We start from the raw sequence: 11,096 nt of genomic DNA, 5'->3' as shown, positions 1-11,096 counted from the left end.
GGGAGGGGGGTGAAATAGTACCTGAAACCGTGTGCCTACAAGCCGTGGGAGCGTCGGATGCAGCTTGCTGTATCTCGTGACTGCGTGCCTTTTGATGGTTGCGGTCAGTCGCCGCCCTCCCCCGCGTCCTGTCCCACGTCCTGCTGGACGTCCTGCTCCGGGCTGTCGTCGGCCGGGCCCTCCGCCTGGGAGGGGGTGGTGCGGGTCGGCTGTGCCGCCCCCGCCTCGTCCGGCTCGCGTTCGCCCTCGGCCTGGGAAGGGGTCGTGTACTCGCTCATCTGGGCCTCCCCGGCCATCCGTAGTTGTCCGACCCGGCTCGGGTACCCGTCCGCGGTGCCCGTCAAGACCGGGCGGCGGGATGAATCCAACGGGCCGGGGATGGGTACCTGGGCGGTCCGGCGCAGCATGCGGCGCCGGTCGAACGGAACCCCCTCACCGCCTGGAGGAGCCATGGCGGGTATCAGGCCCCCGGATCTGCAGAAAGCCCTGAACGGCGCGGAGTACCCGGCCGATTCCGATCAGTTGCGGAAGGTCGCGGAGCACAATCACGCGCCCAAGGAGGTCACGGAGCGCATCTCCCACCTCGGGAAGCGCACCTTCGAGAACCCGGCCGAGGTCAGCAAGGCCGTGTTCCGGCAGGAGTGACCGAACCGGGTGACCGTGCGTCACGCGGTGGGCGCGCGGGGAGCGGGGCACAGGCCCCGTGCCCCGCGCGCCCTGTCGTGTGTGGCGCCGATGCCGTGCCGTGGGCGGGGTACCCGGTGCCGTCCGGCGGCGTGGCGCGCGCGGGGGCCGTGGCGTCCCCGGCGACGATGGCGGGCATGACGGTGAACCGGGTCGGCCTGGTCGTGCACGGCGGGCGTGCCGAGGCGCGGGCGGCCGCGCGGACGGTGCGCGAGTGGTGCGAGGAGCACGCGGTGGCGTGCACCGACATCGACGTGTGGCAGGAGGGCGCCCGGCACAGCGCGCGGGCCGAGGTCGACGCGGCGGGCGATCCCGACCTGATCGTCACGCTCGGCGGCGACGGCACCTTCCTTCGCGGGGCCCGGATCGCGGCGGAGAACGACGCCCTGGTGCTCGGCGTGGACCTCGGGCGGCTCGGCTTCCTGACCGAGGTGCCGGCTCCCGCCGTACGGGCGGCCCTGGACGCCGTGCGCGAGGAGCGGATCACCGTCGAGCGCCGGATGCTGCTCACCATGCGGGCGTCGTGCCGGCTGGAGGTGCCCGCCCGGATGGAGGCTCTGATCGAGTACGGGCGCGGGCCGATGCTGCCGCCGCCCCGGGTGCGCGTGGACTGCGAGGCGGGCGGCGACTGGGGCGTCGCGCTGAACGTCACCGCGCTCAACGACATCGTCCTGGAGAAGCTGGCCCGGGACCGGCAGGTGTCGGTCGCGGTGTATCTGGCGGGCCGGCTGCTCGCCTGCTACTCGGCGGACGCGCTGCTGGTGGCCACGCCCACGGGCTCCACGGCGTACAGCTTCGCCGCCGGGGGTCCGGTGGTCTCGCCCCGCTCGGAGGCGCTGGTCTTCACGCCGGTGGCCCCGCACATGGTGTTCAACCGCTCGGTCGTGGCCGCCCCGGACGAGCCCGTCGCGCTGCGGGTGCTGGAACGCTCGGGCCAGGCCGCGGTCAGCATCGACGGCCAGTTGCGCGGGGTGCTGAGCCCCGGGGACTGGATCGGTGTGTACGCCGCGCCCCGGCGGCTGAAGGTGGTCCGGCTGGGCCCGATGGACTTCTACGGCCGGCTGCGCGAGCGTATGAACCTCACCGACGCGCCGGCCGCGCTCGCCGACGGCCGGGCCGCCCCGCTGTGGCCGGTGACCTCGCCGCCCCCGGGCGACCTCGCCCACCTGGCCCTGCCGGGCACACCGGGCATCACAGCCGGTCCCCCTCCCGGAGGTACGCCCCCCGAGGCGTGACCCGGTCGGTGCGCCCGGCGCGCACGGTTCAGTCGAACAGCCCCTGGCCCCTGTCCTTGCGCACCACGCACAGCGCCCAGATGGAGAAGCCGGCGAGGGCGATCATCACGATCGACCAGACCGGGGAGTACGGCAGGGACAGGAAGTTGGCGATGATGATCAGCGCGGCGATGACCACACCGGCCGCCCGCGCCCAGGTCGACACCCGCATGAGCCCCAGGCCGACGACGACGGCGACGGCGCCCAGGACGAGATGCACCCAGCCCCAACCGGTGAGGTTGAACTGGAAGACGTAGTTGCGAGTGGCGAGGAAGACGTCGTCCCGGGCGATCCCCATGATGCCGCGGAAGATGTCCAGGAGGCCGGTGAGCAGCAGCATCACGGCGGCGAACGCGGTCAGCCCGGTCGCCCACAGTTCCTTGGTGGTGGGTTCGTGCGTGGTCTGGTGCGTGTGGGGTGCGGTCATCGTGCCACCTCGTGTCTCTCCGGTGTGCGGTACGTCAGTGCGAGGACGGGGAGGAAACGGCTCCCGAACGGCCGGACCCGGTGGATTCCGGCCCCGTGCCTCCGGGGGTGCCCGCGGACGGGCCGTGGGCGGCGAACACCATGTCCTTGGCCTTGCGGAACTCGTCCTCGGTGATGTCGCCGCGGGCCTTCATCTCGGACAGCCGGGCGAGTTCGCCGGCGGTGGAGGTGCCGCTCCGGGCGGTCTCGCGGATGTAGCTGTCGAAGGCGCGCTGCTGCGAGCGGGCCTGTTCGACCTCGCGCCGGCCCATGCCCTTGCCCCGGGCGATCAGATAGACGAAGACGCCCAGGAACGGCAGCACGACGACACACACCAGCCAGGCGGCCTTGGCGGCGCCGCCCAGGGAGTCGTCGCGGAAGATGTCCATGACCACCCGGAAGAGCAGCACGAACCACATGATCCACAGGAAGAACACCAGCATGGACCAGAAGACGCTCAGCGCCGGATAGTCGTACGCGAGGTAGGTCTGGACGCTCATGTCGCTCCCTCCGTCCGGGTCCGTGCCCGGTAGTCGGTCGTCCACCGTCCTCAGGCTGCGCTCGGGGAGCGGAAGGGCGCCTCACCCTGCGCGGGTGAACGGCGGCCGGCTCCCGCGCGCGGGCCGCGCCGAGGAGCGGCCCCGCCGGGATCGGACTCCGGTCGGGGATACGGGCCTTGGGGCCGTACGGACCCGGACCGCGCGAGGGAGGTCATGGCTCCTCCGTCGCGTGCCCGAGGCCGTTCCCGGCCGGCCGGCGGGGCCTTGTGCGGGGACCTCACCCGGACAGCGTCCCTCCTGGCGGCGCGCACGGGATCACCCCTGGCGGGTGATCCGCGCCGGAGGCCGGGGCGCTGAGGTGGGGAGCGGGCGCAGGCGGGCCCGCCTGCGGCGAAGCGGCGGAAGAGACACGCGATGACCGATCCAGCAGGGCGCACCCCGCCGGGGGACGCCCCGGGCTCCGGGTACGGAGGCGCGGAGCGCCGGGCCGCGGCCGCGTCGTTCGCGCGGACGGCGGCCATCCTCACCGGCCTCGTCGTCGCGTACTACCTGGTGCCGCTGGACACCCGCAGCGCGCCGGCGACGGCCCTGCTGCTGGTCTGCGGTCTCCTCGCGGTCGCGCTGGTCTTCGGCCGGGAGGCCTGGCAGATCATGCACTCCCCGCATCCCCGGCTGAAGGCGGTGGAGGCGCTGGCCGCCACGGTGGGCCTCTATCTGGTCGTCTTCGCCAGCGTCTACCACATCATCGAACACGACACGCCCGGCTCCTTCAGTGAGCCGTTGACCAGGACGGACGCCCTGTACTTCACGCTGACCACGTTCACCACCGTGGGGTTCGGAGACATCACCGCGCGCTCGGAGGCGGGCCGGGTGGCGGTGATGTGCCAGATGGTGTGCGGCCTGCTGCTGGTGGGCGTGGCCGTACGGCTGCTCGCGGTGGCGGTCCAGGCCGGGCTGCGCAGGAAGGGACGGGAGCGGTAGGTAGGGGGAGCCCTTACTGGGGTGCCTGGCGCATCTCCAGGACGCGCAGGCCCAGGGACTGGCAGCGGGCCAGCAGTCCGTACAGGTGCGCCTCGTCCAGGACGCGGCCGAACAGGATGGTGTGGCCGGACACCACCACGTGGTCCAGCTCGGGGAACGCCTTGGCCAGCGTCTCCGTCAGCTCGCCGTCGACGCGAATCTCGTAGCGCATGAGGTGCCTTCCCCGCGTGCCGCGGACGGGCGTACCCGGCCCTCCTTCCGCCCCCTTTCCGCGATCCTGCGCCCCGGCCCGCCGCCCGGCCTCACCCGTCGCAGGTGATGTCGGCCGGCGCGGTCACAGCAGGCCCAGTTCGCGGGCGCGGCGCACGGCGTCGTGCCGGCGGTTGACCCCCAGCTTGCGGTAGGCGCTCTTGAGGTGGGTCTTGACCGTGTTGACGGAGACGTAGAGGTCGGCGGCGATCTCCTCGGTGGACATCATCTCGGCCAGCCGGACCAGCACATCGCGTTCGCGGCCGCTCAGCTCCTCGACCACCACCGGCAGCGGTCCGGCCGCGGCTGCGGTGCCGTCCGGGGAGGCGGCGCCGCGCAGGAGCCAGCCCTCGGCGAGCGGACGCAGCGGCGCGGTGGTGAGCAGCGGCCGCAGCCAGGGCCCCGCCTCCCGGAAGGGGCACCGCAGCCGGTCCCGCCGGGCCTCCCGCAGCGCCTGCGCCACGAACCGGCGCCGGGCCTCATGGTCCCCCTCCACATCGGCGAGCCGTGCCCTGACCAGGGCCGTCCGCACGGTGACCAGCGGGCCCGGGGCGTGCTGCGGGCGTATCCGGTCGAGCAGCTCCAGGGCGTGCTCGGGGCGGCCCGCGGCCAGCTCCGCCTGGGCCGCGGCCGCCAGGCACAGCGGGTCCTCGCCGGGCAGTTCCGTGAGCATCTTGGCGGCCAGTTCCGGGCGCCCGTCGGCGAGATGCGCCCCGGCGGCCACCAGCGCCGCGTGGGTCTCGGCCCAGGGAGACGGCTCGTCGGCCACGACCGTGCGGTCGGCCGCCTCCAGCGCTCCCTCGGTGTCGCCGCGGGCGAGCAGGAGACGCGCGGTGACCAGGGCGTGCCCGGCCCGGGCCACCGGGTCGGGCGCCGGGTGCCGGGCGTCGGCCGCGTCGGTCAGCGAGCCGAGGAGTGCCTCGGCGCGGTCCGGTTCGTCGCGGTCCATGGCGACGGCGGCCAGGACGAGGGTGGCCGTCCCGACCCCGGGCAGCGGGGACGGGCCCGCGTGGCCGGCGGCGGCCAGGGCGGCGAGGGCCTTGCGTTCGGCGGGGCCGGGGCGGCCGTCCAGGTGGTCGAGCAGGGCGAGGTGGGCGAGGCATTCCTCGCGGACCTGGGCGGTCGACGGCCGTACCTCGGACGCCGGTGCCGGTGCCGTCGATGCCGTACGGCCGGAGTCCGCCACCGCGGTCAGGGCCGCGCGTGCCTGGGTGAAGCGTCCGGACCACAGGCGGGCCGCGCCGAGATGGGCGCGGAGCAGGGCGGTGAGTTCGGGGTGCCGGTCCAGCAGGGGGCCGGGGACCTCCTGCCGTAGCTCCTCGGCTCGGCGGGCGGCCGCCTCGGCCCGTGCGGGAGAGCCGGTCAGCCGGGCGGCGAGGGCTTGCAGGAGGGTGCAGCCGAGGCGGGCGGCGGCCAGGTCGGCCGGGGTGTCCTCGACGCCCCGGCCCGGCCCGTGCGGCTCCCGGGCCAGCTCGCGCTCGGCCCGGCGCAGGTGCGGCAGGCCCCGGTCGAGGTCGCCGAGGGACAGCTCGCCGGCCGCGCGGACGAGGTCGGTGGCCGCCGTCCGCGGTTCGGGGCCCATGGCGGAGAAGAGCGCGGCCAGGGACTCGGCGCGCGGGCCGGTGAGGAGTTCGCCGAGGGCGAGTTCGCCGACGAGGGCACCGGCGGCGGCCTCCCAGTCGCCCGCCGCGGCGGCGTGCTCTAGGGTCTCGCCGAGCGGGCCCCGGTGCCGTAGCCAGGCCGCCGCCCGGCGGTGCAGCTCCGTCTCCAGGCCGGGGTGGCGGGCCCGCAGATGGGCGCGCAGGATCTCCCGGAACAGCGGATGGAGCCGGAACCAGGAGTGACCGAGGTCCTCCACGAAGGCGTTCTCGCGGTGCAGCCCGGTGAGGATCGGCTCGGCGTCGCCGCGCCCGGTGAGCGTGTCGGCGAGGGCGGGGCAGAAGCGGTCGAGGACGCTGATCCGCAGCAGCAGGTCCTGGGTCTCGGCGCGCTGCCGCTTGAGCACCTCGGCGATCAGGTAGTCGCCGATGGTGGTGCGGTCGGCCTCGAACTCCTTCAGGTACGACCGCGGGTCGCGCTCCCCCTGTGCGGCCAGGGCGCTGAGCCGCAGCCCCGCCGCCCAGCCCCGGGTGCGGGCCAGCAGGGCGGCGACCTCGTCCGGCGGCAGCCGCATGCCGTGCAGTGCCAGCAGGTCGGCGGCCTCTTCCGGGATGAAGGCCAGGTCGTCGTTGCGGATCTCGGTGACGGCGCCGGCCGCCCGGTAGCGGTGCAGCGGCAGCAGCGGCTCGGTGCGGGTGACGAGGACCAGACGCACACCGGTGCCCGCGTGCCGCAGCACGAACTCCAGTTGGTCCGCGATCTCCGGGTCGGTGACGCGGTCGTACTCGTCGATGACCGCGGTCACGGGTGCCTCGCGGGCACTCAGCTCCGCGGCGAGCCGGGTGAGCAGGGCGTCGTCCACGCGGCCGGCCTCGGCGGGGAGGCCGACCTCGGCGGAGAGGGTCACGCCGGCCAGTCGCAGGGCCTGGAGGAGGTAGGCCCAGAAGGTGCCGCGGCCCTTGTCGGCCATCTGCGCGGTGAGCCAGGCGACGCGGGGCCCACGGGTGGCGGCCCAGTCGGCGACCAGCAGCGTCTTGCCCGCTCCGGCGGCCCCGCCGACCACGGTCAGCGGGGTGCCGGGGGCCGCGTCCAGGCGTCCGAGCAGCCTCTCGCGGCGCAGGTAGGTCAACGGGAGGGTGGGGATCGCGAACCGTGTCCGCAGGAACGGATCCCCACAGGGATCGGCGGGCCCGTGGGGGTCCGCTCCGGTCTCGTCCGGCACGCCCATGGTGGTCACCACCATCGTCGTCGGGTCGCGGTCAGCGCGCTCCGCTCCTCCCCCCATGATCTCCCTTGGGGGGAGGAGCGCCACACGAGACGGTGTGCGGGACGGGGTGGCTGGTCAGTCCGCCGTGGACGACGCGCGGCGCGGCAGCTTCCAGTCCGGGCGCGGGAAGTGGCAGGTGTAGCCGTTGGGGTAGCGCTCCAGGTAGTCCTGGTGCTCCGGCTCCGCCTCCCAGAAGTCGCCCACCGGCTCGACCTCCGTGACCACCTTGCCGGGCCACAGTCCGCTCGCCTCGACGTCCGCGATGGTGTCGACGGCGGTGCGGTGCTGCTCCTCGCCGTCGTAGAAGATCGCGGAGCGGTAGCTGCGGCCGATGTCGTTGCCCTGGCGGTCCCGGGTGGTCGGGTCGTGGATCTGGAAGAAGAACTCCAGGAGGTCGCGGTAGCTGGTGACCGCGGGGTCGTAGCGGATCTCGATGGCCTCGGCGTGGTCGCCGTGGTCGCGGTAGGTGGCGTTCGGGGTGTCGCCGCCGCTGTAGCCGACGCGGGTGGAGACCACGCCGGGCTGCTTGCGGATCAGGTCCTGCATGCCCCAGAAACAACCGCCCGCCAGTACGGCTCGTTCGGTTCCCGCTGTCATCGGTCGCTCCCTGTTTCATCCGGCCCCGCACCCCTGTTGACGTGCTGGTGGCGCGGTCATCCAGCGTAATACCGCCCGCGCGCGACGGGCCGGGGGCCACCGGCCGCACGCCTGCCACCCGCGCGGGCCACCGCTTGGGCATATACCCCTGGCCTGGTCGTCCGTGCGTCCATTGTGCTCTTCCCGCGGATGGTCACCGCGCGCGAGTCTGAGGCCGTTCCAGGTAGGCGCTCAGACGAAGGGGTGAGGGTGTCGGAAAACTCTTTCTACGTGCTGCTCGGTCCGGACGGTTCCGGTAAGTCATCCGTCATGGGCGAACTGAAACGCCGGCTCCCGGATTTTCGGTTCGCGTCGACGGATGACATGTTCGTCGACGAGGAACACGGCCTGATCCGGCAGTTACGCGCGCACGTGGAGCAGGACGTATTACCCAGGCTCGGCCAGGACTATTCCTTCGATTTCCTGGTCAGCCTGCTCCAGACGGCCGTGGTGTACCTCCGGGACCGCACCAGCCCGGCCGGCGGACAGGAGTCCCTGATCATGGATTCCTATTACTACAAAATACTGGCGAAGTGCCGCTTGGGAGGCATGGAAGACAACCCGCTTTTCTCATGGTGGCGTTCTTTTCCGCAGCCCCGCGCGGTGATCTACCTGGACGCGTCGCCGGAGTCCGCGTGGCTCCGCCTGCGGTCCGGAAGGGGCGTCAATCCGCTGGAGTCCACTGACACCCGAAGCGGACATCTCGGATTCGGCACCTACCAGAAGAAGCTGAAGAAACTCATGCTGGAAGAGGTGCGGCACCTTCCATTGGTGACCATCGAGGAGCAGCCCAGCACGGTCAGCGCGGCGGACCGCGTGATGGAGGTGCTCGCCGCATGACACGGGCAACGAACTGGGCCGACCCGGAGCACGCCGCGCACTATCTGGCCCGGGTCCGGGCCGCGCGCGACCGGTTGCTGGCCGAACAGGCGGACCCCCGCGGGGAGCAGCAAAAAGTGCTGACCGACTTCCTCGCGCACAACGCGGACACCGAGTTCGGCAGGGCCCACGCCTTCGGCCGCATTCGCACGGTGGACGAGTTCCGGCGAGCCGTTCCGCTCCAGGGTTTCGACGCGCACGCCCCCTACATCGAGCGCATGGCCGCGGGTGAGAGCAACGTCCTGACCGCGGACGATCCCGTCGTCTACTTCACCAGCAGCGGCAGTACCGGCGCGCACAAGAAGATCCCCGTCACCCGCCGCTTCATGCGCACGGCCTTCTTCCCCTTCTACTACGCGGCGTGGGCACCGCTCATCGAGCATTTCCCCGACGTGATGGCCCGCCCCGACGCGGTCCTCAACCTGAAGCACGACCCTCTCGCGGCGCCGCCCACCACTGCGGACGGACACCCTCATGTCGGCGCCAGCCAGGTCGACTTCGGGACCGCGTTCGGAGAGCCGCTCGCCGCCGAACTGGGTACCGCCGCACCGTGGGGCACGCTTCCGGTGGACGTCGCGCCCGACGACCACCTGGAGAAGATCTACCTCCGGCTCCGTATGGCCGTGCAGAGCGACCTGCGGTGCGTCATCGGCATCAACCCGGCGATGATCGCGTCCTTGCCGTACCAGCTGAACCTGTGGTGGCCGCGCATAGTCAAGGAGATCCACGACGGCACGCTGGGCGGCGTCCCGTACCGCGCCCCCGACCCCGGACGCGCCGCCGAACTGTCCCGACTGGCCGACTACTTCGGCACCGTGCGCCCCTCCCATGTGTGGCCGCGCATGCGGGCCCTGTTCTGCTGGACCACCGGAGTCGCCTCGCTCTATCTGCCCGCGCTGCGCGAGGAGTTCGGCGCCGGCGTCGTCGCGCTGCCCGCGCCCGTGGCGGCGTCGGAGGGACCCACCGGTGTGCCGTTCGACCGGCACGGGTCCGCCGGAAGTCTCGTGTTGTCGGCCTCCCTCTACGAGTTCGTCGACGCGGACGCCGACCTCACGCCCGACACGGAGACCCTCCTGCCCCACGAGCTGGAAGCGGGCCGCGACTACCACGTGATCTACAGCCACGTCGGCGGCTTCTACCGCTACACCGTGGGCGACGTGGTGCGGGTCGTGGACCGGGTGAACGGTGTCCCGCGCGTGGAATACGCGGGCCGCAGCCGCCTCTCCGACGCGGTCGGTGAACGGCTGCGGGAGTCGCAGGTGGTGAGGGCGGTGCGCGCGGCGCTGGACGGGGCCGGCCTGCACCTGCGCAACGTCAGCTGCCGGGTGTCCGAGCACGGCGGCGGGACCCCGCGCTACGAGTTCGCCGTCGCGCCCCGCACCCCCTGGGACGCCACCGAGACCGCCCGGTTCGCCACCGACGTCGACGCCGCCCTCCGCCGGGAGTCCGTCGGCTACCGGCAGGCACGCGAGGCCGGCAAGCTCGCCCGGCCCGAGACGCGCCTGACCGAGGAGACCGCCTTCCTGCGCGACTGGCAGGCCACCGTGGGCAGCGGCACCCGCCCCACCCAGGTCAAGGACCGCCTGTTCAGGCAGGACCCGGCCCAATGGGAGCGAGTGGCCCCCTCCGGCCGGTCCTGACCGCCCTCGGCCGGCCCCGGCGCCGGCAGTGAGCCCCAGCCAACCAAGGGAACCCTGATGACAGACCTGACTGACGCGGTCGAGCGCACCGCACTGCTCACCGCCGCTCTCCGCTCCGCCGAGAGCCTGCGCGAGGACCGTCTCTACCACGACCCCTACGCGGCCACCCTTGTGGGCGAGGTCGGTCCGGCGCTCCTCTCGGAGATCCGCGCGGCGACCTTCCCCGCCGACGCGGCGCGGACCCTGCCCAGCACACCGGACTACAACGCGATCCGCACCCGCTTCTTCGACGACTTCCTCCAGGAAGCCGCGCGGGAAGAGGGCATGACGCAGATCGTGCTGGCGCCCGCCGGGATGGACTCCCGCGCCTACCGGATGGAGTGGCCGGACCACATCCGCTACTTCGAGGTCGACCGCCCGGCCGTGCTGGACTTCAAGGCGGAGCGGATGCGAGGCGTCGAGCCGAGGGTCGATCACCGCGTGGTCGCCGTCGACCTCACCGCGGACGACTGGGAGGCCAGGCTCGTCGGCGCCGGTTACGACCCGGAGCTGCCCTCCACCTGGCTGCTGGAGGGCCTCCTCTACTACATCCCCGAGCAGGACGGCCGCCGCATGCTCGGACGGGTCGCGGAGCTCTGCGCCCCCGGCAGCCGCATCGCCGCGGACCTCGTCAACGCCGCCGCCCTGACGCTGCCGCACATGCGGGGGCTGCTGGACATCTTCGAAGGCTGGGGGTGCCCCTGGGTGTTCGGCAGCGACGAGCCCGAGGCGCTCTTCGCGGAGTACGGCTTCGACGTGCGCGCCGTCCAGCCCGGTGAGGAGGGCGCCGACTTCGGCCGGTGGCCGGACCCGGTCCCGCCGCGTGATGTCGTCGACGTCCGCCGCGTGTTCTTCATCCACGGCAGGCGGCGTTGACCAGAAG

General features: G+C 73.0%; 12 protein-coding genes. 6 read left to right on the top strand and 6 right to left on the bottom strand.

What is annotated here, in order from left to right; genetic code table 11:
• Positions 1-104: 104 nt before the first annotated feature.
• Positions 105-278, bottom strand: coding sequence for a hypothetical protein (locus AB0927_RS34530; protein ID WP_366671755.1), 174 nt, complete (start codon positions 276-278; stop codon positions 105-107).
• A gap of 172 nt (positions 279-450) precedes the next feature.
• On the opposite strand from AB0927_RS34530, the gene AB0927_RS34525 reads away from it, so the two are divergent.
• Positions 451-645 (top strand): DUF2795 domain-containing protein, encoded by a 195-nt coding sequence (locus tag AB0927_RS34525; protein WP_366671754.1) that lies wholly within the window; start codon positions 451-453, stop codon positions 643-645.
• Between the two features lie 176 nt (positions 646-821).
• Positions 822-1,919, top strand: coding sequence for an NAD(+)/NADH kinase (locus AB0927_RS34520; RefSeq protein ID WP_366671753.1), 1,098 nt, complete (start codon positions 822-824; stop codon positions 1,917-1,919).
• 28 nt (positions 1,920-1,947) lie between these two features.
• Here AB0927_RS34520 and AB0927_RS34515 read toward each other — a convergent pair whose 3' ends face one another.
• Together AB0927_RS34515 and AB0927_RS34510 are read right to left on the bottom strand one after the other, a co-directional pair.
• Positions 1,948-2,385 carry a hypothetical protein gene (locus tag AB0927_RS34515; RefSeq protein WP_366671752.1) on the bottom strand — a complete coding sequence of 146 codons (438 nt, stop codon included), beginning with the start codon at positions 2,383-2,385 and terminating at the stop codon, positions 1,948-1,950.
• Positions 2,386-2,419: 34 nt separating this feature from the next.
• Entirely contained in the window at positions 2,420-2,923 is a 504-nt protein-coding gene (locus AB0927_RS34510; RefSeq protein ID WP_366671751.1) for an SHOCT domain-containing protein, read from the bottom strand.
• A 414-nt stretch (positions 2,924-3,337) separates the two neighbouring features.
• Between AB0927_RS34510 and AB0927_RS34505 the strand changes: the two genes are divergently transcribed.
• A complete protein-coding gene (locus AB0927_RS34505) occupies positions 3,338-3,904 on the top strand; it encodes a potassium channel family protein (protein WP_366671750.1) in 567 nt (188 codons plus the stop codon).
• Between the two features lie 13 nt (positions 3,905-3,917).
• Here AB0927_RS34505 and AB0927_RS34500 read toward each other — a convergent pair whose 3' ends face one another.
• From AB0927_RS34500 to msrA, 3 genes are all read right to left on the bottom strand, one after another.
• Positions 3,918-4,115: a hypothetical protein gene (locus tag AB0927_RS34500; protein WP_046420113.1), complete on the bottom strand. Its 198-nt coding sequence runs from the start codon at positions 4,113-4,115 to the stop codon at positions 3,918-3,920.
• Positions 4,116-4,238: 123 nt separating this feature from the next.
• Complete coding sequence (locus tag AB0927_RS34495) at positions 4,239-6,995, bottom strand: LuxR C-terminal-related transcriptional regulator (RefSeq protein WP_366671763.1); 2,757 nt, start codon at positions 6,993-6,995, stop codon at positions 4,239-4,241.
• Between the two features lie 99 nt (positions 6,996-7,094).
• Positions 7,095-7,616 carry a peptide-methionine (S)-S-oxide reductase MsrA gene (msrA, locus tag AB0927_RS34490; protein WP_366671749.1) on the bottom strand — a complete coding sequence of 174 codons (522 nt, stop codon included), beginning with the start codon at positions 7,614-7,616 and terminating at the stop codon, positions 7,095-7,097.
• Positions 7,617-7,865: 249 nt separating this feature from the next.
• Between msrA and AB0927_RS34485 the strand changes: the two genes are divergently transcribed.
• Genes AB0927_RS34485 through AB0927_RS34475 form a run of 3 tightly spaced genes read left to right on the top strand, consistent with a single transcriptional unit; the run spans position 7,866 to position 11,089 of the window.
• Positions 7,866-8,495 carry a hypothetical protein gene (locus AB0927_RS34485; protein ID WP_366671748.1) on the top strand — a complete coding sequence of 210 codons (630 nt, stop codon included), beginning with the start codon at positions 7,866-7,868 and terminating at the stop codon, positions 8,493-8,495.
• Positions 8,492-10,174, top strand: coding sequence for a GH3 auxin-responsive promoter family protein (locus AB0927_RS34480; protein WP_366671747.1), 1,683 nt, complete (start codon positions 8,492-8,494; stop codon positions 10,172-10,174). The genes AB0927_RS34485 and AB0927_RS34480 overlap by 4 nt, the downstream gene beginning before the upstream one ends.
• A 57-nt stretch (positions 10,175-10,231) precedes the next feature.
• Entirely contained in the window at positions 10,232-11,089 is an 858-nt protein-coding gene (locus AB0927_RS34475) for an SAM-dependent methyltransferase (protein ID WP_366671746.1), read from the top strand.
• Positions 11,090-11,096: the final 7 nt, after the last annotated feature.

Source organism: Streptomyces sp. NPDC048106 (genome assembly GCF_040706415.1).
Lineage (GTDB): Bacteria > Actinomycetota > Actinomycetes > Streptomycetales > Streptomycetaceae > Streptomyces.
This window is presented reverse-complemented; position numbering and strand designations above follow the sequence as displayed.